Source organism: Pacificispira sp. HM-600, from assembly GCF_977993705.1.
The window spans coordinates 595,769-615,939 of sequence record NZ_OZ388079.1; the positions used below are offsets into that span (position 1 = coordinate 595,769).

Below are 20,171 nucleotides of genomic sequence, written 5' to 3' on the forward strand. Positions count from 1 at the left end.
TTGCAGTTGGGGGGTGGGACTTGCCCCAGATTAGTGCGCCGGACGCACCACAACCAAAAGGTCACCGGCCTCGACCTGCTGGGTCGGGCCGATCGCGAGACGCTCGATCACGCCGTCGACGGGCGACGTGATCGCCGCTTCCATCTTCATCGCTTCGATCGAAGCGACCGCTTCCCCCGCTTGAATGGTGTCACCGACGGATGCCTTGAGCGTGACCACGCCGGAGAACGGAGCCGCGATCTGACCCGGCTTTGTCGTGTCAGCCTTCTCGGCCTGCCGCGCTTCGACGGCGATGCTCCGATCCCGCACGAACACGGGACGCAGCTGGCCGTTCAGAGTCGTCATGACGGTGCGCATGCCCTTATCGTCGGCCTCCCCGATCGCCTCGAGTCCCACCAGCAGTCGCACGCCGCGCTGGATCTCGACCGCGTGCTCCTCGCCCGGCACGAGACCGTAGAGGTAGTCCGAGGTGTCGAGCAGCGACACGTCCCCGAAGACCTCACGAACCTGCGCGAACTGCTGGGTCGGCACGGGGAACAGCAGCCTGTTGAGCGCCTCGCGGCGCGCCCCGGCATCGCCCGCGAGCGCCTCCGAGTCGGCGGGAGCCAGAGGTTCCACCTCGATCTTGACGGTGCGCCCGGCCAGCACTGCCGTGCGGAAGGGCTCGGGCCATCCGCCCGGCAGATCTCCGAGTTCACCCGCCATGAATCCAACCACGGAGTCCGGGATGTCGTAGTTCTGCGGATTGGCTTCGAAGTCGGCGGGGTCGGCCTTGACCGCCGCGAGGTGAAGCGCGAGGTCGCCGACGACCTTCGACGACGGTGTCACCTTGGGGATACGCCCGAGGATCCCGTTGGCCGCCGCGTACATGTCCTCGATCAACTCGAAGTCGTCGGCAAGGCCGAGAGCGATCGCCTGCTGGCGCAGGTTCGACAGCTGTCCCCCGGGAATCTCGTGACGATAGACCCGGCCTGTCGGGCCCGGCAGGCCGGACTCGAACGGCGCGTACAGGTGACGCACGGCCTCCCAGTAGGGCTCGAGGTCCGCGACCGCGTCGAGGTCGAGCCCCGTGTCGCGGTCGGTGTGCGCGAGCGCGGCGACCAGTGACGACAGGGACGGCTGGCTGGTGGTCCCGGCCATGGGTGCGGATGCGGCATCCACAGCGTCCGCGCCGGCCGCACTTGCCGCGAGGAGCGTCGCGAGCTGGCCGCCCGGGGTGTCGTGTGTGTGAACGTGTACGGGCAGATCGAAGCGGGAACGGAGCGCGGACACCAGCCGCGATGCCGCCTCGGGGCGCAGCAGCCCGGCCATGTCCTTGATCGCCAGTACATGGGCACCCGCTTCGACGATCTGCTCGGCGAGACGCAGGTAGTAGTCGAGGGTGTACAGGTCTTCGTTCGGGTTCAGCAGGTCACCGGTGTAGCAGACGGCCACCTCGGCCACCGTGGACCCGGTCGAGAGCACGGCGTCGATCGCGGGGCGCATCTGTGCGACATCGTTGAGCGCGTCGAAGATCCGGAAGATGTCGACACCGGTAGCCGCCGCCTCGCGGACAAAGGCGTCCGTCACCGCGGTCGGGTACGGGGTGTAGCCGACCGTGTTGCGACCGCGCAACAGCATCTGGATCGGGATGTTCGGCAACGCTTCGCGCAGACGCTCGAGCCGCTCCCACGGGTCCTCGCCGAGGAACCGCAGGGCGACGTCGTACGTCGCCCCACCCCACGCCTCGACCGAGAACAGGTCGGGCGTCAGGCGCGCCACGTACGGCGCAACCGCCACGAGGTCACGCGTGCGGACTCGGGTCGCGAGCAGAGACTGGTGCGCGTCGCGGAAGGTCGTGTCGGTCACGGCGAGGGGCGTCTGCTCGCGCAACGCGCGAGCGAATCCCGCGGGCCCGAGTTCGAGCAGACGCTGGCGTCCGCCCTCGGGTGCGGGCACACTCAGATCGACCTTCGGCAGCTTCATCGCCGGGTCGATCGAGAGCGGGTTCTCGCCGTTCGGCTTGTTGACCGTCACATCGACGAGCCAGTTGAGCAGGCGCGTTCCGCGGTCCTTCGACTCCCGGCCACGCAGCAACTGGGGGCGCTCGTCGATGAACGACGTCGCGATGTCTCCCGCGACGAACGACGGGTCATCGAGCACGGCCTGCAGGAACGGAATGTTCGTCGAGACGCCACGGATGCGGAACTCGGCCAAAGCACGCCGCGCCCGGGCGACCGCGGCGGGAAAGTCGCGCCCGCGGCACGTGAGCTTCGCCAGCATCGAGTCGAAGTGGGGGCTGACCTGTGAGCCTGCGGCGGTCGTTCCGCCGTCGAGGCGGATACCCGCGCCACCGGGCGAGCGGTAGGTGGTGATCTTGCCGGTGTCGGGCCGGAAGCCCTGCGTCGGGTCCTCCGTCGTGATGCGGCACTGGAGCGCCGCACCGCGCAGACGAATGTCGGTCTGCTCGAGGCCGAGGTCGGCCAGGGTCTCGCCCGCGGCGATCCGCATCTGCGATTGGACGAGGTCGACATCCGTCACCTCTTCGGTGACGGTGTGCTCGACCTGGATGCGCGGGTTCATCTCGATGAAGACGTGCTGTCCGGCGCGGTCCCCCTCGGTGTCGACGAGGAACTCCACTGTGCCCGCGTTGATGTAGCCGATCGATTCGGCGAACGCCACGGCATCCTTGTGGAGCTTCTGCCGTAAGTCCTCGTCGAGGTTCGGGGCGGGGGCGATCTCGATGACCTTCTGGTGACGGCGCTGCAGCGAGCAGTCGCGCTCGAACAGGTGCACCGTTTGTCCCGTTGCGTCGGCGAGGATCTGCACCTCGATGTGGCGGGGCCGGACGACGGCCTGCTCGAGGAACATCCTCGGGTCTCCGAACGCGCTGTCGGCCTCGCGCATGGCCTCGGCGAGGGCGGGGGCCAACTCACCCTTACTCTCGACCCGGCGCATCCCTCGCCCGCCGCCACCCGCGACGGCCTTGGCGAACAGGGGGAATCCGATTTCGTCGGCCTGCGCGACGAGTTCGTCGACGTCCGCGGAGGCCTCGGTCGAGACGAGCACGGGAACCCCGGCGGCGATCGCGTGATGCTTCGCCGTGACCTTGTTGCCTGCCATCTCGAGCACGCGCGCGGGCGGTCCGATGAACGCGATGCCGTTGGCGTTGGCACGCTCGGCGAGATCCGGATTCTCGGAGAGAAATCCGTACCCGGGATAAATCGCGTCGCAACCGCTCTCGAGCGCGACCCGGATGATCTCGTCGACATCGAGGTAGGCACGCACGGGGTGACCCCGCTCCCCGATCTCATAGGCCTCATCGGCCTTCAGCCGGTGGAGCGAGTTGCGATCCTCGTAGGGATAGACAGCAACAGTGCGAGCACCTACTTCGTAGGCGGCCCGAAAAGCGCGGATGGCGATTTCACCACGATTCGCGACAAGGATCTTGCGGAACATGACACCTCACAGCTTCGGCGCGTCGACCTGAGTGTGTTCCACAGCCTAGGGGACGGTAACGTAGACGATTGTGCACGTACTCAGCGTCAGCTCCCTCAAGGGCGGGGTCGGAAAGACCACCGTGACGCTCGGGCTTGCCTCCGCGGCATTCGCTCGGGGCGTCCGGACCCTCGTCGTCGACCTCGACCCGCAGTCGGATGTCTCGACCGGCATGGATATCCAGGTGGCCGGTCGACTCAATGTCGCCGACGTCCTCGGAAACCCCAAAGAGAAGGTCGTCAGACAGGCGATCACGTCGAGCGGGTGGGCGAAGGTCCACCCCGGGACGATCGATGTCCTGATCGGCAGCCCTTCCGCCATCAACTTCGACGGGCCGCACCCGAGCGTGCGTGACGTCTGGAAGCTCGAAGAGGCGCTGGCGACGATCGAGGCCGATTACGACCTCGTCCTCGTCGACTGCGCCCCCTCGCTGAACGCCCTCACGCGCACCGCCTGGGCGGCCAGCGACCGTGTCATCGTCGTCTCCGAGCCCGGCCTGTTCTCGGTCGCGGCCGCGGACCGCGCCCTGCGTGCGATCGAAGAGATCCGTCGCGGTCTTTCGCCGCGTCTCCAGCCCCTCGGCATCGTCGTGAACCGCGTGCGCCCGCAGTCGATCGAGCACCAGTTCCGCATCAAGGAGCTGCGCGATATGTTCGGCCCCCTCGTCCTGTCACCCCAACTGCCCGAGCGCACGTCGCTCCAGCAGGCGCAGGGCGCGGCGAAGCCGCTGCACATCTGGCCCGGTGATTCCGCTCAGGAGCTCGCGGCCGACTTCGACGCACTGCTCGACCGCGTCATGCGCACGGGCCGCATCCCGGTCCCCGGCGACGCCCGCATCTAGCCCGGTCCCGGGCGAAGCCCGCATCTGAGTTCGACGCACTGCACCGCAGACGGTAGCCCCGGCGCTCCGACCCAACGTCCTCTCCCGTCCGCTGTGTGTCCCACTTTCGCGCTTCTGCGTCCCATTTTTCGCCGGTAATTCGCGCCTATACCGAGCGAAAATGGGACAACCATCAGCACGGCCCCCCGCGACGCACTCCATACCGAACAAAAGTGGGACATCGTCGGACAGGGCGAAAGTGGGACATCGTCGGACAGGGCGACAGCGCATCACCTCGCGCGGCGAACAGTGCTCCGTGCTAACCGGAAGGGGTTCTGGTCAGGCGGTGCGGGCCGAGCGGCGAGCGGCCAGCTCGTCGATCGTGTCGACCGTCTGCGGGCCGAACTCGACGAGCGTCGACTCCACCTCACGCAGCACCTTGCCGACGGCAATACCGAACACGCCTTGTCCACGACTGACCAGGTCGATGACCTCGTCGTTGGACGTGCAGAGATAGACGGATGCTCCGTCGCTCATGAGTGTCGTACCCGCGAGATCGCGAATGCCCGCGGCGCGAAGCTGATCAACCGCGGTGCGGATCTGCTGCAAAGAGATTCCGGTGTCGAGGAGACGCTTGACGAGCTTGAGCACCAGGATGTCGCGGAAACCGTAGAGCCGCTGTGATCCCGAGCCGCTCGCGCCACGAACGGTCGGCTCGACCAGTTCGGTGCGAGCCCAGTAGTCGAGCTGCCGGTACGTGATTCCCGCTGCACGGGCGGCGACGGCGCCCTTGTAGCCGACCTCGTCGTCCATTGCCGGAAGCCCGTCCGTGAACAAAAGGTCCGAGTCGAAACGCTTCTCGTCGGCGAGCTCGCCAGCGTTCATCGCGTCCTCCTCGCCGGGTTCCGAGACGCAGGTTCGCGACTCATCCCCCACGCTAGGACACCCGTCGTCACCGAGCAACGACATCCGCCGCGACACGCCGGACGACCCGATGTGAAGCTCGAAACGATCACGGAAGCAACCGCGTGAGCGCGGAACGAACGAAGATGGCGCGCACCTCATCGAGGCGACGTGCGAGCTCGGGGCCCACCTCGTTCGCCCGTGCACGCGAGGGCGCGTCGGCGCGGTGCGTGAGCGGGGCCAGCGCCTGCTCGATCAACGAGACGTCGCGTTCGGCGCTCTGCCGAATCGTCCGCAGGTGGCGGGGCTCGATGCCGTGGCTGTCGAGCGAAACGATCGCTCGCAACAACGAGACGCTCTGATCGCCGAACGACTCGGCGGCCGGAAGGATGCCCGACGACACGGCCTCATTGAAAAGCTGCGGTGTCGCGCCGGCAGCGCGCAACAGTTCATCCCGACGGTAGCGACGCCCCTGCGGGTGGATCGTGGGCGGCGGCTGCTGACCCGGGTGACTGGGGTCGCGTCCGGCGTCGAGGTCGCTGAGATATTCGCGGATGACGCCCAGGGGCAGGTAGTGGTCGCGCTGCAATTGGAGTGCCAGCCGAAGCCGGTCGACGTCCGCGGGAGAGAACTTGCGGTAACCGGACTCGGTGCGGGTCGGCGTGACAATGCCCTGAACCTCGAGAAAGCGGAGCTTCGAGGCCGTGAGGGTGGGAAACTCCGGCGTGAGCCGGGCCAGCACCTGCCCGATACTGAGCAGGCCCGCGCCCGCCGCAGAGTTTCGAGAAACAGCCGTGGGCATCAGCCGTCCGCCGGCAGCGGCAGATCGACCGGAGAGATGAAGAAGGTCAGACGGAACTTTCCGATCCGCACCTCGGCGCCATTGACGAGCAGGGCGCGATCAACGCGTTCGCCATCGACATAGCTGCCGTTCAGCGACCGCTGATCGACGAGCTCGAATCCTTCGGGACGTCGCGTGATCTCCGCGTGACGACGAGAGACGGTCACGTCATCGAAGAAGATGTCGGCCTCGGGGTGACGGCCCACCGTGGCGACCTCGGAGTCGAGCAGGTACCGCGCACCCGCCGTCGGACCGGACCGCACCAGCAGCAGAGCCGCTCGAGCGGGGAGAGCTGAAATGGCGTCGAGTTCGGCCTGTGAGAGGTCGGAACCGAACGGGACGAACGAGAGGTCGGAATCGTGACCGAACGTCTGGGTCGTATCGGGCGTGGAATGCGCCGACTCTGCCTCGCGGCGCATGGCCGGGGGCGCCTGGTCTTGCTGTTCTGACACGCTGTCCTCCTCGCGGTCCAGACTAGCCGATCGGATCCACGCGTGACGGGCCACGCTTTCTCGATGCGGTCGCGCGCAGCCCATCGGTGGACGCTCGGAGACCCTCGGTTTAGTCTCGGAGCATGGATTCTGGGCCGCGTCGACGCCAGCTCACCGTGCGCCATTCCGGCCTTGCCGCCCTGTTGGTCGTGCTGTGCGGATTCTTCGTCGCCGCGCCTTCCACCGCCTTCGCTCACGACGAGCTGATCGGCAGTACCCCCGACGACGGCGAGATCGTCGAGACCGGCCCGAGCGAGATCGACCTGCGGTTCAGCGCGAATCCGCTCGAGGGTGCGGGCGCGACCGAGGTTCTCGTTGTCGATCCTTCGGGAGCCGAGATCCAGCAGGGCGATCCGATCCTCGACCGAAACGGCGTGATCCAGGAGTTGTCCGGAACCGACGAACGCGGCACCTATACGGTCGTCTGGCGCATCGTCTCCAGTGACGGTCACCCCATCTCGGGCGAGCTGGCCTTCTCGGTCGGCGAGACATCCGTGCCCGCCGATATCGCCACGACGACCGACGCCGACGCGGGCGACGCAACGGATGCCGAAGCGGATTCCGGAGGCTTCGATCTCACCCTGATCTGGATCATCATCGGCATCGTCGCGGTCGGTCTCGGCGGCGCTCTCGTCGCCATCCTGATGGCCCGCGCCCGCGGCCGAAACAACGACGTCTAAGCGGTCGCGGAACAGCCTCCGACCCCGGCGCGGGAGCCTCGCGCGGGGTCTAGGCTTGAAGGTATGCCTCACTACGACGTCGTCATTCTCGGTGCTGGCCCCGGCGGATATGTCGCGGCCGTGCGAAGCGCTCAGCTCGGTCTCTCGGTGGCCATCATCGAGCAGAAGTACTGGGGCGGTGTCTGCCTGAACGTCGGCTGCATCCCTTCCAAGGCCCTGCTGCGCAACGCGGACCTCGCCCACGTTTTCACCCACCAGGCCGAGCAGTTCGGCATCTCGGGAGACGCGCACTTCGACTTCGGCACCGCGTGGGACCGCAGCCGCAAGGTCGCAGACACCCATGTCAAGGGCATCCACTTCTTGATGAAGAAGAACAAGGTCACCGAGTACGAGGGCCGCGGTTCATTCGTCGACGCGAACACGATCGATGTCGCCAAGGCCGACGGTCAGACCGAGCGGCTGACATTCGACAACGCGATCATCTCGACCGGCGCGAAGGTCCGCCTCCTGCCCGGCGTCGAGCTGAGCGAGAACGTCGTGACGTACGAAGAGCAGATCATGACGCGGGGCCTGCCGAAGTCCATCGTGATCGTCGGCGCCGGCGCGATCGGCATGGAGTTCGCTTTCATCATGACGAACTTCGGCGTCAAGGTCACGATCATCGAGTTCCTCGACCGCGCTCTGCCGAATGAGGACGCGGATGTCTCGAAGGAGATCGCCCGTCAGTACAAGAAGTACGGCGTCGACATCCTGACCTCGACCAAGGTCGAGTCGGTGACGGATCACGGTGACCACGTGACCGTGACCTACACGCCCAACAGCGGCGGCGAGACGCAGTCGATCGACACCGACAAGGTCATGATGTCGATCGGGTTCGCGGCGAACGTCGAGGGCTATGGGCTCGAGAACACGGGCGTGAAGCTCACCGACCGCGGCGCGATCGAGATCGACGACTTCATGCACACGAACGTCCCCCACATCTACGCGATCGGTGACGTGACCGCCAAGCTGCAGCTCGCGCATGTCGCCGAGGCACAGGGCGTCGTCGCGGCCGAGACGATCGGCAAGGCCGAGACGATGGCGCTGGGCGACTACCGTATGATGCCGCGCGCGACGTTCTGCTCGCCGCAGGTCGCCTCGTTCGGTCTGACCGAGCAGCAGGCACGCGACGCGGGCTACGACGTCAAGGTCGCCAAGTTCCCCTTCTCGGCGAACGGCAAGGCCAATGGCCTCGGCGAGCCGATCGGGTTCGTCAAGCTCATCGCCGATGCCGAGCACCTCGAGCTGATCGGCGGCCACCTGATCGGCCCCGACGTGTCGGAGCTGCTGCCGGAGCTGACGCTGGCCCAGAAGTGGGATCTGACCGCGCTCGAGGCCGCGCGCAACGTCCACACCCACCCGACGCTGTCGGAGGCCGTGCAAGAGGCCTTCCACGGCCTCGCCGGCCACATGATCAATATGTGAGCCGAAAGGACTCAATGCGCGCGCAGAGCGCGTTGAGTCCTTTGCGGCTCAGGTTGAGCGAGCGAAGCGAGTCGAAACCAACGGACGCGTACGTTTGAGCGTTTCGTCTCGTCGCTTCGCTCCTCGCTCAACGACCGGGGCGGCCGAGGGCGCGGTGCAGCTTCGAACCGGATGCCGCGGGCACTCCCCCGACGGCGGCGACGGCGGCATCGACCGCCGCGAAGAAATCGGCGCGGCCACGCTCATCCGCGGGCGCGGCGGGGCCGAGCTCGACCTCCCATTCGCGCCAGTTCGTCGCGGCACCCGTCTGGAGGTCTGTGGCCTGGACGTGGTCGTCGACGAACTCGGCGATGACGGCGCCCGAGGCATCCTGAAGCAGGATCGCGTGCCGTTGGTTCCGGACGCGCGCGATGGGGCGTAGTTCATCGTCACCGCACCATTCGGTCACCGACGAGCGAACATCGGTGGGCACAGCCACCGCGAGCGGATCGGACGGCAGAGCCTCGCCCAGCGGCCATCCCCACTCGTGGCGACCATCGGTGGCGCTGGACTTGACGTGCCACCCCTCATCGGGACCACCCGTCCGGCGCCGCAGCGCCACAGCCCGGCGCGCCAGAGAGAGCTCTGCCGTATCGAAATAGATCGCATCCAGCGGCCGTAACTCGGGCGGCCAGACACCGGCCACACCCGGAAGCGAGGCCAGATCCGGCAACCGGGTGGCCTCGCTCACGTCGTATTTGCGCTCGACCTCGATCGAGCGCGTCGGCTCACTCGTCGCTCGGCCTGATCTCTTGCGTCTCTTCGACGTAAACGAACGTGGCCTGCGTGGGGCCATCCGATTCGCCGGTCTGCTCGAGCTCGCCCTGACGGCGGTAGACGATCTGACCCTCGCTGTAGGGCAGGACGAGCGAGTCGTCGTCGGCATCTTCGAGGGGTACCACCTGGCCGTCGAGCGGCCCTCCGGAAAGTCGTGCAATAGACATAATTCCTCCTTCTTCGACCCTACCCCGCGGGTACGACAGGACCCCGTTCGCCGCGGTCGGATCACGTCAGATGAGACGCCTATGATCAGTCGCATGAAGGCCATTCGCACGTTCACGGTCCGACCCGTCCTCGCCGAAAGCATCGCGGCACTCGACACGCTCGCCGCCAACTGGCGTTGGTCGTGGAGTCGCGCCACGCACGCCCTCTTCGAGTCCATGGATCCCGCGGTCTGGGCGAAGGTCGGAGAGAACCCGGCCCGGATGCTCGGGGCGCTGGGGCAGGAGCGCCTGGACGCCCTCGCCCGCGATGACGCCTTCGTCGACCGCGTCACGGAAGAGGCCGATCGCCTCGAGGCGTATCTGACGCAGCCGCGGTGGTTCCAGCGCGTCCAGGGCCCGAAGCCCGAGCACATCGCGTACTTCTCCCCCGAGTTCGGGGTCGACGGCTCCCTCCCCCAGTATTCGGGTGGCCTCGGCATCCTGGCCGGCGATCACCTCAAGAGCTGCTCGGACCTCGGCGTGCCACTGACCGGCATCGGCCTGTTCTACCGCGCGGGGTACTTCCGCCAGTCGATCGGCGACGACGGCTGGCAGCGCGAGAGCTATCCGCTGCTCGACCCCCACGGCCTCGGCCTGACGCTGCTGCGCGACGAAGCCGGTACCCCGGTCGAGGTGTCGCTCGACATCACCGGCGGTCGCGTGCTGCACGCGCGCATCTGGGTGGCCGACATCGGACGCGTGCCTCTCCTGCTGCTTGACTCCGAGACGCCCTCGAACACGGAAGAGATGCGTCGGGTCACCGACCGTCTCTACGGCGGTGGTGGCGAGCATCGCTTGCTACAAGAGGCACTGCTCGGAATCGGCGGCGTTCGCGCCCTGCGCGCCTGGTGCCGTGTCACCAGCCGGCCCGAGGCCGATGTCTATCACACGAACGAGGGCCACGCGGGACTGCAGGGCATCGAGCGGATGTCCGAGCTCATCACCCACGATGGCCTGACGTTCGACGAGGCCCTGGCGCAGGTGCGCGCGTCGACGGTGTTCACGACGCACACTCCCGTTCCCGCCGGAATCGACCGATTCCCGAAGGATCTGATCGCCGACTACCTGACCGCCGGTGTCGTCAGCGGCATCGATCCGCAGCGCGCCCTCGCGCTCGGGCTCGAGAGCTGGCCGGGCGGCGACCCGAGCGTGTTCAACATGGCCGTGCTCGGCCTACACCTCGGCCAGCACGCGAATGGCGTCTCACTGCTGCACGGCGAGGTCAGCCGCGGAATGTTCGGTCAGCTCTGGCCGGGCGTCGACACCGACGAGGTTCCCATCACCTCGATCACGAACGGCGTCCACCCGCCCACCTGGCTGCACCCCGCCCTCAAGGGCCTGAGCGAGCGGGCCTTCGGCGACGCCCACGTCGAGACCCATGACTGGACGGATGTCGCGCGCGTCTCAGACCGTGAGCTCTGGGACACCCGCTCGACGATGAAGGGCGAGCTGGTCGACGAGGCGCGCAGCCGCACCGGCCTCGCCGGCGTGCTCGATCCCGAGGCACTCACGATCGGGTTCGCGCGTCGCGTGCCGACCTACAAGCGTCTGACCCTCATGCTGCGGGATCCCGAGCGGTTGACGCGGATCCTGACCGACCCCGAGCATCCGGTGCAGATCATCGTCGCCGGAAAGTCACACCCCGCGGATGACTCGGGCAAGCAGATGATCCAGGAGCTCGTGCGTTTCAGCCGCGACCCGAAGGTGCGTGGGCGGATCGTCTTCCTGCCCGACTATGACATCTCGCTCGCCAAGACGCTCTTCCCGGGCTGCGACGTGTGGCTGAACAACCCGATCCGGCCGCTCGAGGCATCCGGAACGTCCGGTATGAAGGCGGCGCTCAACGGAGCGCTCAACCTGTCGATCCTCGACGGATGGTGGGACGAGTGGTTCGACGGGCAGAACGGCTGGGCGATCCCCACGGCCGATACGGCGGGATCGGACGACGAGCGAGACGATGCCGAGGCATCCGCTCTCTACGACCTGATCGAGCACCAGCTGGTGCCGAAGTTCTTCGACCGCACGGACGGTGTGCCGAGCGAATGGCTCGGGATGGTGCGGCACACGATGAAGGTGCTCGGACAGAAGGCGACGAGCGACCGGATGGTGCGGGAATACGTCGCCCGCCTGTACACCCCGGCGTCCGAGCATGCCACCGAGCTGCGCGCCGATGACTTCGCGCTGGCGCGTGAGCTCGCGGCGTACACGGAACACGTGCGGGCCGCATGGCCGTCAGTGCACATCGCGAGCGTGGACGGGTCGGGCATCGCCCAGCAGGCGGCGGCGGGTGACGTGCTCGAGGTGCGCGCCGCGGTTGCACTCGATGGGCTTTCCGCCGCGGATGTCGCCGTGCAACTCGTGTGCGGCACGACGGATGCCGAGGACGCCATCACGGGCGAGCGCTCGATCGTGCCGCTCACGCCGTCCGGCGACGCGGTCGACGGGCTGACAATATTCACGGGCACCGTGCCGCTGGCCGTGACGGGTCCGTTCGGCTACACGGTGCGGGTCGTGCCGACGCATCCGCAGCTCGTCTCGGATGTCGAGCTCGGCCTCGTCACGTACGCCTCGTAATCCGTGCGACCGTTTGTGCTGCTCGCCACGCGGGCCGAGGACCTGCCCGCGGACGAGGAGTACGCCGCGATGCTGCGCGCCGCCGGGCTCGACGAGCGCGATCTGATCCGGGTGCGGCTGGAGGCCGGGCCGATGCCCGCTCTGGATCTCGACTCTCTGTCGGGCATCATCGTCGGCGGCGGCCCGTTCAACGCTTCGGACGCGCCCGAAGCGAAATCGCCGGTGCAGCAACGCGTCGAGGCGGAATTCGCGACGCTGCTCGACCGGGTCGTTCCGGCCGACTTCCCGTTCTTCGGGGCCTGCTACGGCATCGGCACACTGGGCGCGCACGAGGGCGCGGTGATCGACAGAACGTTCGGTGAGCCGATCAGCGTCGTGCCGGTCACACTCACCGATGAGGGCGCGCGCGACCCGCTCTTCGCGGGGTTACCGACAGAGTTCGGGGCGTTCGTCGGACACAAAGAGGCGGTGTCGCGACTGCCCGCACACGCCGTGCACCTGGCATCCTCGGCCGGATGTCCCGTCCAAGCCTTCCGCGTCGGACAGAACGTCTACGCAACGCAGTTCCATCCCGAACTCGACGTCGACGGCATCACGACGCGCATCCACGCATACGCGGGCCACGGATACTTCGCCGCGCACGAACTCGAGCTGACCCTGGCGGCGGTGCGCACGGCGCCGGTGTCGCATCCGTCACGGATGCTCCGGACCTTCGTCGAGCGCTACGCGCGCGACTGAACAAGAAAAGCCGAGCGCTACGACGGCGGCTGAGCGCTGAGGCCCGCGAGCGGTCAGGCCACGAGGCGGACGGGCACGGATGTCTCGAGCTCGGGCCGCACGCGCGCGAGGGCCGGGCCGAGCCCTAGGTCGACGAGCCGGATCGCGCCCGCGAACTCGGGCCCGCGTCCCCGGACGAGGCCGGCCTTCAGGGCGCCGAAGGTCACGGTGACATCGGCCGGGAGGACGGCATCGTCCGCCGAACCGTCGTCGGGGTGCAGCCCGCTCGGCAGGTCGACCGCGACGACGCGCGGCCGGTCGGGGGCGCCCGATCGGACCGCGGGAATCAGCGTCTCGACGGCGGCGCGAGCAATGCCGCGCAAAGCAGGCGCGGCGGAGGTACCGATCCCCAGAATTCCGTCGACGATCACGCGATAGCCGGCGGCGCCGGCGCGCACGTCGTCGAGACCGACGCACCGTGTACCGGCGCGGCGGGCGGCACCCAGCCCCTCACTGTGCGCGCGGTCGGACGTCAGCAGCAGATCCACGCGCACGCCCGAGGCCGCGAGCGAGGCCGCCGCGAAGAGCGCGTCCCCGCCGTTGTTGCCCGTGCCTGCGAGCACCAGGACCGGCCCCGCGGGTTCAACGGATGCCTCGAGCAGGTCGTGAACGCACGCGTCTGTGGCCGCGGCGGCTCGGGCCATGAGGGGCTCACCCGCCTCCAATAAGGGCTGCTCCGCGGCACGGACCGCTAGGGCCGAGTAGGCGGGTGTGAGGACGCCGATGTCGCTCATTTTTTTCCCTTCGGTTCGGCGAGCGCCGCTTCGCGCTCTTTCTTTTCGTCTTCGCGGGCTCGGTCGAGCTCTGCTTTCGCCGCCTCCAGTGCGATCTCCGAGCGCCGGACGCGCCGCGCGAGGAAGGTGGGGGCGCCGTATCGCGAGCGCACGCGATCTCGATCATCCTCGATGCCGGTCAGGACGTAGGCCGCAGAAATCAGAATGACCTGACTCGAGAGGTTGAACCAGAGCAGCAGGGCGATGAGCGCCGCGAACGAAGCGAGCAGAGGGTTGGCGCGCGCTCCCCCGACGAACAGGCCCGACAACTGCTGGAGCACGACGAGCCCGAATCCGCCGATCAGCGCGCCGGTCCAGAGTGCTCGCTTCGGCGCCTTGACGCCGGACAGCACGATGAACATGACGGCGATGACCAGCGTGTCGAGCACGAAGACGACGACCGCCGACAGCAGCCACGTTCCCCAGGAGGACAGCGGATGATCGGCCGGCAAACCGAACCATCCACCGACGACATCCACCAGGGCAGTGCCGAAAAATGTCACGCCCGCAGCGACCACGAGGGCAACGCCCACACCGACCGCCACGGCGAGGTTCCGCAGCAGCGCCCAGACGATGAAGATGTCTTCGTTGGGCTGATCGGCGAGCGAGCGCAGCGCGGAACGCACCTGACCCACGGAACCGATCGCCGCACCGATCAGACCGATCGACGACAGCACACCCGTCAGACTCAGGCCGGCAGGAGCTTGGATGTCGGATGGATCGACCAGCCCGTCCTCGCCGACGAGACCGGGGATGACCGAGTTGACCGCGTTCAGAAGCGCTTGCCACGCGACCGCATCGCCCGAGAGCCACAGCGCCGCAATCGAGAACCCGAGCAGGACGGCCGCGAAGACCGCGAACAGCAGGCGGTAGGTGATGCTGTCGGCGAGCATCGGTCCGCGGTGCTCCGAGTAGAGAAGGAATGCGCGGATGGGCTTGCGCTGCAATGCCCACGCGATGATCCGGGCGATGGGTGGTCGGGGCGCCTGCGCGGAGGCTTCGGTGTCGGCCATCAGGTCAGGCTAATCGCGCACACGCTACCGTGCAGCGTCTTGACAGCCGAGACATCCGCTCACACTCATCCGACCAACCGATCCCGGACGCCGCGGTGGCAATGGCGTCGCGCGCACCGGGCCACGCACACCCTCGCCCCTAGATGAGTGAGTCCGTTTGGTTCAGTGGTCGTAGGCGATGAGGGAGCGTTTGGCGGGGGCGTTGGTGAGCCAGTTGTGCCAGATGCCGGCGGCGAGGGCGAGGAGTCTTGCGGCGACGCGGGAGTAGACGCCTGCGGGGGTTCTGCCGCCGTGGTCTTCGAGGGTGAGTTGGCCTTTGAGGGTGTCGAACACGGACTCGACCCATTGTCGGATGCTGCCGAGTTTCCCGAACCTGGGGGTCTCGTCTTTGCGGTCGGGGCGGATCAGGTGCGCGCCGAGGTCGTTGGTGACGAAGTCCTCGAACTGCTTCCCAGCGAAGCCTTTGTCGCCAACGATCACCTGTCCAGGCTGGATGAGGTGTCGGTCGTGGTCGAGCATCGCTTGGGTGGCTTCGCGTTCACCGATCTTCGGGCTCGCGAGTCCCCAGATCACGGGCATTCCGTCGGGAGTGCAGATCAGATAGAGCCGGAAGCCCCAGAAGTATCGGGAGTGGGATGCGCAGTATCCGTAGTCGGCGTGCCCGGCGAGGTCTGAGCGTTTCACGGTCTCCCGCGATTTCCCGCACGGTAGCGGGGTCGAGTCCACCAGCCGGGTGATCTCACCCCAGGACGGGGTGTCACGGGCCAGCTCGGTGATCACCGCAGAGAGAAGCCCGGTGGATTGGCGGACGCGTTTGCCCCACCCGGACTGGCCGGGCAGGTTCGGGAACATGCCCTTCAGGTGAGCGTGCGCGTATCGGATCCATTTCCGATCCGACGCGATCCCGAGCAGGTGTTGCGCGACCAGCAGGCAGAGCAATTCCGCGTCGTTGAGGGCGGGTTTGCGGCCCGGGTGGTGATCGCGGGTGAAGCCGATCGCGGGCAGGATCCGGTCATCGAGGTGGACGTAGAGTGTGATCAGGAGGGTGTTGAGTTCAGTTTTCACACACCGGGGTTAACACCCTCCGCCTGCGATTAACAGCATCCACGCCGACCCAGCCAAACGGACTCACTCATCTAGGATGGAGCGCGGCAGGAGAGGTGTACACACGTGCGCGGTATTTATCAGACGTTGGTGCTCACGGGCGCGGTCACCGCAGCCCAGATGACCGAGGCCGTGGCGCGGTTCGGGGACACCAGCGAACTCGAGCGTCACCTGGTCGACGAAGGCGTCGTGACCGAGTGGCAACTCGCCGAGGCCGTCGCCGCACACACCGGTCACCGCGCCGTCGACATATCGGGAGCGGTGCTCGATCCGCAGACGATCGCTCTGGTTCCCGGTTCGCTCAGCCGCCGCTATCGCATCCTTCCTCTCGAGCGTGCGGGAAACCGGCTGATCCTGGCGATGGTCGATCCGACCGACATCATCGCGATCGACGATGTGACGAGCGTGACCGACCTGCGCGTCGAACCCGTGGTTGTCGCCGCCGACGCGCTGCGGCAGGCGTTCGAGCGCTACCTGCGCTCCGACGAAGAGTTGAGCGATCTGTCCGAGCAGATCGGCGAGACGAATCAGACGTCAACTTTGTCGTTCACCGAGACCCTCGACGATCAGGATGTCGACGCCCCGGTTGTGCGATTCGTCAACCTGCTGATCGCCCAGGCCATCAACGACCGCGCCAGCGACATCCACGTCGAACCCGGCGAGCATCAGCTGACTGTCCGGTTCCGCATCGACGGTGTGCTGCACGAGATGCAGCGAGCCGACCGCGGCATTCAGGACGGCATCATCTCGCGCCTGAAGATCATGTCGTCGATCGACATCGCCGAGCGTCGCCGTCCCCAGGACGGTCGCCTCTCGGTGCACCATGAGGGACGCCAGATCGACCTGCGCGTGGCGACCCTGCCGACCGTGTGGGGCGAGAAGATCGTCATGCGCATCCTCGACAACACCGGGCAATCCATGGCGATGACCGACATGAACATGTCGGCGGGCAACCTCGCCCGGTTCGAGAAGGCGATCCATCGCCCGCACGGCATGGTGCTCGTCACGGGCCCGACCGGATCGGGCAAGTCCACCACTCTTTATACTGCGCTGCGCGACGTCGCCAACCCGCGCGTCAACGCGATCACGGTCGAAGATCCGGTGGAGTACCGCATCGCGGGCGTCAGCCAGGTGCAGGTCAACAACCGCGCCGGCCTCACGTTCGCCGCCGCCCTCCGATCGATCCTGCGGAGCGACCCCGACATCGTGCTCGTGGGCGAGATCCGTGACCACGAGACCGCCGTCATCTCGATCGAGGCATCCCTGACCGGGCACCTCGTGCTCTCGACCCTGCACACGAACGACGCGCCGAGCGCTCTGACGCGACTCGTCGAGATCGGTTGCGAGCCGTTCCTCGTCGCGACCGCGCTCACGGCTGTCGTCGCCCAGCGACTGGCGCGACGCCTGTGCACGAAGTGCCGTCTGCCCCTCACCGAGACGAGCGACGTGCTCACGTCGCTCGGGTTCCCGCACGACCCCACCGACCCGCCCGAGCTGTTCCGCGCGAACGGCTGCCCGACGTGCTCAGGCACCGGCTACCGCGGTCGCATCGCGCTGCACGAGGTGATGGTTCTGACCGAAGAGCTCGAAGAACTCGTCGTGGCGCGCGCGACGGGAACGGAGATGCGCCAGGTGGCTCTCGCATCCGGCATGACGTCGCTGCGGGACGACGGCTGGAGCAAGGTCACGCAGGGCCTGACCACGATCGAAGAAGTTCTGCGCGTCTCGATCTGACGGCGGAGTTGTCTGGATCCATGGGGTGTTCGCTCCCGGCCGCCGCGTAGCGACGACCGGGAGCGGCTCGGCTGTTCTGCGAAGGGGAGAGCGACACAGGCAGCCGAACTCTGATCAGCCGGATTGGCCGAGCTCGCCGTACAGCGAGAAGATCGGGAGATAGAGCGAAATGACCATGCCGCCGATGAGCACGCCGATGCCGACGATCAGCACGGGCTCGATCGTCGCGGTGAGTTGGTCGGTCGCGGTCTGAACCTCGTTCTCGTAGAAGTCCGCGATGCTGGCGAGCATCTCGGCGAGCGTTCCGGACTCTTCACCCACCGACACCATCTGAGCGACCATCGGCGGGAAAACGCCGGACTTCGTGAGCGGGACGGCGAATGAGCGCCCCTGCTTGATGGAGTCCTGGATGTCACGGACGGCGCTCTCGATCACGAAGTTGTTCGAGGCTTGACCGACGATCGAGAGTGCCTGCACGAGGGGCACACCCGATTGCAACATCATCGACAGGTTCCGCGCGAAGCGGGCGACCGCGATCTTGGTCGCGAGCGGACCGAACACGGGCATCTTGAGCTTGAGCGGATCAACCACCTTGCGCACACGCTCCGTCGTCCGGTTCCGCGTCCACCAGATCCACGCAGCAATCACCGCGACTGCCAACAGCGGCAGCAGCCACATCATGTTCTCCGAGAGGGTGACGAGCACCTGCGTCGGCAGCGGCAGTTCGGACCCGATTCCCGCGAACATGTTCTTGAAGATCGGCACGATGAAGGTGACCATCACGAGCACGCCGACGATCGCGATCACGAGCACCACGATCGGGTATGTCGTCGCCGTTCGGATCTTGTTCTGCAGCTCCGCCTCGTTGCTGTAGGTCTCGGCGATAGACGTCAGCGCCTGACCGAGGAATCCACCCGTCTCGCCCACGCGCACGATGCTGATCATGAGCGGCGGGAAGACATCCGGATGCTTCGCGAGCGCCGTCGACAGCGACGAGCCGGACTCGACATCGGCGTGCACCGACACCAGAGCGCTCTGCAGCTGCTTGCCCTCGGTCTGCTCGATCAGGATGGCAAGCGTGCGCATGAGCGGCAACCCGGCGTTGATGAGGCCCGCCATCTGCTTGGACATGACCGCGAGCTCCGCCACCTTGACGCGCTTGCGGAGGCCCGGCACCGAGACATCCCGGTTCAGGCCAGTCTTCGAGACGGGGACGACCGAGACCGGGGTCAGTCCTTGGACGCGCAGCTTCGCGACGACCGCGTTCTCGCTCGACGCCTCGATCGTGCCCTTGACGATCGCGCCGCCGGATCCGTCGACCGCGCGGTAGTTGTACTCCTGTATAACGGGCATGTCAGTTCCCCCATCCGGACAGCTGACGCTCGCCCGCGTGCGACATCCACGCCTCGGCATCCAGATCGCGCGGGCGCACCCGCACGCCGTCCAGGGTCCGTTCGTCAGCCGCGTACGTCCGCGCGATCTTCTCCGAGATGGTGCCGCTCTCAACGAGACGCTTGAGGTCCTGGTCAAAGGTGTGCATGCCGAGTGCCGAGCCTGCTTGCATCGCGGAGTAGATCTGGGCGATCTGGTTCTCGCGGATCATGTTCGCCACGGCGGGAGTGTTGACCAGCACCTCGGTCGCGATCGTGCGGCCTTCGCTCTGTGCGAGGGGCAGCAGCGACTGGCTGATGATTCCCTGCAGCGTGTCGCCGAGCTGGGTGCGTACCTGGTCCTGCTGGTGCGCGGGGAACACGTCGACGATGCGGTTGATGCTCTTCGCCGCGCTCTGCGTGTGCAGGGTCGAGAGCACGAGGTGCCCCGTCTCTGCGGCGGACAGCGCGGTCGAAACGGACACCGCGTCCCGCAACTCGCCGATCAGGATCACATCGGGGTCCTGACGCAGAACGCGTCGGAGGGCTTCGGAGAACGACGCCGTGTCGGAGCCGATCTCGCGCTGGTGGATGAGAGCCGTGCGGCTGGTGTGCTGGAACTCGATCGGATCCTCGATCGTGATGACGTGGGCGGGCAGCGTGCTGTTGATGATGTCGACCATCGCCGTGAGCGTCGTCGACTTGCCCGAACCCGTGGGACCCGTCACCAGGACGAGACCGCGCGGCTTCAGCGCGAGGTCCCGGGCTATGGCGGGCGCACCGAGCTCGGCGAGCGACGACACGCGCGTGGAGATGAAGCGCAGCGCCACCGCAACCGCTCCGACCTGACGGAAGACGTTGACGCGGAAGCGCCCGAGGTTCGTCGAGGCGTACGACAGGTCGACCTCGCCGTGCGTTGCGAAGTCCTCGGCCTGAGCGCTCGACATGATGGAGAGCACCGCTCGCTCGACCCACTCGGCTGACAGAGGATCGGAGAATCCCGGAATCGGGGCCAGGTCCCCGTCCACGCGCATCAGGGCCGGGCGGCCGGACGTCAGGTGCACGTCGGAGGCGCGCGCCGTCGCCGCGGCGGAGAGGATGGCGTCCAAGGCGGAGGTGTCGGACATG

General features: G+C 67.2%; 17 protein-coding genes. 6 read left to right on the plus strand and 11 right to left on the minus strand.

What is annotated here, in order from left to right:
* Positions 1-30 precede the first annotated feature (30 nt).
* Positions 31-3,438: a pyruvate carboxylase gene (locus ACXZ1E_RS02805; protein ID WP_458041935.1), complete on the minus strand. Its 3,408-nt coding sequence runs from the start codon at positions 3,436-3,438 to the stop codon at positions 31-33.
* Positions 3,439-3,508: 70 nt separating this feature from the next.
* On the opposite strand from ACXZ1E_RS02805, the gene ACXZ1E_RS02810 reads away from it, so the two are divergent.
* Positions 3,509-4,318, plus strand: coding sequence for a ParA family protein (locus ACXZ1E_RS02810; protein ID WP_036296460.1), 810 nt, complete (start codon positions 3,509-3,511; stop codon positions 4,316-4,318).
* Positions 4,319-4,636: 318 nt separating this feature from the next.
* Here the strand turns inward: ACXZ1E_RS02810 and ACXZ1E_RS02815 are convergent, their stop codons facing one another.
* The 3 genes from ACXZ1E_RS02815 to ACXZ1E_RS02825 all read right to left on the minus strand — a co-directional run bounded on the left by ACXZ1E_RS02815 (position 4,637) and on the right by ACXZ1E_RS02825 (position 6,493).
* Complete coding sequence (locus ACXZ1E_RS02815) at positions 4,637-5,182, minus strand: MerR family transcriptional regulator (RefSeq protein WP_036296483.1); 546 nt, start codon at positions 5,180-5,182, stop codon at positions 4,637-4,639.
* 127 nt (positions 5,183-5,309) lie between these two features.
* Positions 5,310-6,002 (minus strand): transcriptional regulator FtsR, encoded by a 693-nt coding sequence (gene ftsR / locus ACXZ1E_RS02820; protein WP_458041936.1) that lies wholly within the window; start codon positions 6,000-6,002, stop codon positions 5,310-5,312.
* Complete coding sequence (locus tag ACXZ1E_RS02825; RefSeq protein WP_458352031.1) at positions 6,002-6,493, minus strand: FHA domain-containing protein; 492 nt, start codon at positions 6,491-6,493, stop codon at positions 6,002-6,004. Before ACXZ1E_RS02825 ends, ftsR begins: the two co-directional genes overlap by 1 nt.
* Before the next feature lie 122 nt (positions 6,494-6,615).
* Here ACXZ1E_RS02825 and ACXZ1E_RS02830 point away from each other — a divergent pair, with 122 nt between their 5' ends.
* Both ACXZ1E_RS02830 and lpdA read left to right on the plus strand, forming a co-directional pair.
* Positions 6,616-7,212 carry a copper resistance CopC family protein gene (locus ACXZ1E_RS02830; protein ID WP_458041937.1) on the plus strand — a complete coding sequence of 199 codons (597 nt, stop codon included), beginning with the start codon at positions 6,616-6,618 and terminating at the stop codon, positions 7,210-7,212.
* Positions 7,213-7,275: 63 nt separating this feature from the next.
* Positions 7,276-8,676, plus strand: coding sequence for a dihydrolipoyl dehydrogenase (gene lpdA / locus ACXZ1E_RS02835; RefSeq protein WP_458041938.1), 1,401 nt, complete (start codon positions 7,276-7,278; stop codon positions 8,674-8,676).
* Between the two features lie 127 nt (positions 8,677-8,803).
* On the opposite strand, the gene ACXZ1E_RS02840 is transcribed toward lpdA, so the two are convergent.
* Together ACXZ1E_RS02840 and ACXZ1E_RS02845 are read right to left on the minus strand one after the other, a co-directional pair.
* The gene (locus ACXZ1E_RS02840; RefSeq protein ID WP_458041939.1) at positions 8,804-9,511 is read right to left on the minus strand and encodes a CYTH domain-containing protein; all 708 of its coding nucleotides are present in this window, start codon (positions 9,509-9,511) and stop codon (positions 8,804-8,806) included.
* Positions 9,444-9,659, minus strand: a complete 216-nt coding sequence (locus ACXZ1E_RS02845; protein ID WP_036296464.1) for a hypothetical protein — start codon at positions 9,657-9,659, stop codon at positions 9,444-9,446. Before ACXZ1E_RS02845 ends, ACXZ1E_RS02840 begins: the two co-directional genes overlap by 68 nt.
* 93 nt (positions 9,660-9,752) lie before the next feature.
* Here ACXZ1E_RS02845 and glgP point away from each other — a divergent pair, with 93 nt between their 5' ends.
* Together glgP and ACXZ1E_RS02855 are read left to right on the plus strand one after the other, a co-directional pair.
* Positions 9,753-12,272 (plus strand): alpha-glucan family phosphorylase, encoded by a 2,520-nt coding sequence (gene glgP / locus ACXZ1E_RS02850; RefSeq protein ID WP_100812907.1) that lies wholly within the window; start codon positions 9,753-9,755, stop codon positions 12,270-12,272.
* Between the two features lie 3 nt (positions 12,273-12,275).
* Positions 12,276-13,010 (plus strand): glutamine amidotransferase, encoded by a 735-nt coding sequence (locus ACXZ1E_RS02855; RefSeq protein ID WP_100812889.1) that lies wholly within the window; start codon positions 12,276-12,278, stop codon positions 13,008-13,010.
* Positions 13,011-13,063: 53 nt separating this feature from the next.
* Here ACXZ1E_RS02855 and ACXZ1E_RS02860 read toward each other — a convergent pair whose 3' ends face one another.
* From ACXZ1E_RS02860 to ACXZ1E_RS02870, 3 genes are all read right to left on the minus strand, one after another.
* Positions 13,064-13,783 (minus strand): NAD(P)H-hydrate epimerase, encoded by a 720-nt coding sequence (locus tag ACXZ1E_RS02860; protein ID WP_458041940.1) that lies wholly within the window; start codon positions 13,781-13,783, stop codon positions 13,064-13,066.
* Positions 13,780-14,835, minus strand: a complete 1,056-nt coding sequence (locus ACXZ1E_RS02865; protein WP_458041941.1) for a YihY/virulence factor BrkB family protein — start codon at positions 14,833-14,835, stop codon at positions 13,780-13,782. The genes ACXZ1E_RS02860 and ACXZ1E_RS02865 overlap by 4 nt, the downstream gene beginning before the upstream one ends.
* A 162-nt stretch (positions 14,836-14,997) precedes the next feature.
* Complete coding sequence (locus tag ACXZ1E_RS02870) at positions 14,998-15,900, minus strand: IS982 family transposase (RefSeq protein WP_458041326.1); 903 nt, start codon at positions 15,898-15,900, stop codon at positions 14,998-15,000.
* A 105-nt stretch (positions 15,901-16,005) separates the two neighbouring features.
* Here ACXZ1E_RS02870 and ACXZ1E_RS02875 point away from each other — a divergent pair, with 105 nt between their 5' ends.
* Positions 16,006-17,673 carry a GspE/PulE family protein gene (locus ACXZ1E_RS02875; RefSeq protein WP_458041942.1) on the plus strand — a complete coding sequence of 556 codons (1,668 nt, stop codon included), beginning with the start codon at positions 16,006-16,008 and terminating at the stop codon, positions 17,671-17,673.
* Between the two features lie 114 nt (positions 17,674-17,787).
* Here ACXZ1E_RS02875 and ACXZ1E_RS02880 read toward each other — a convergent pair whose 3' ends face one another.
* Both ACXZ1E_RS02880 and ACXZ1E_RS02885 read right to left on the minus strand, forming a co-directional pair.
* The gene (locus ACXZ1E_RS02880; RefSeq protein ID WP_458041943.1) at positions 17,788-19,026 is read right to left on the minus strand and encodes a type II secretion system F family protein; all 1,239 of its coding nucleotides are present in this window, start codon (positions 19,024-19,026) and stop codon (positions 17,788-17,790) included.
* Between the two features lies 1 nt (position 19,027).
* On the minus strand, positions 19,028-20,170 hold the full coding sequence (locus ACXZ1E_RS02885; RefSeq protein WP_458041944.1) for a type IV pilus twitching motility protein PilT: 1,143 nt from the start codon (positions 20,168-20,170) through the stop codon (positions 19,028-19,030).
* Position 20,171: the final 1 nt, after the last annotated feature.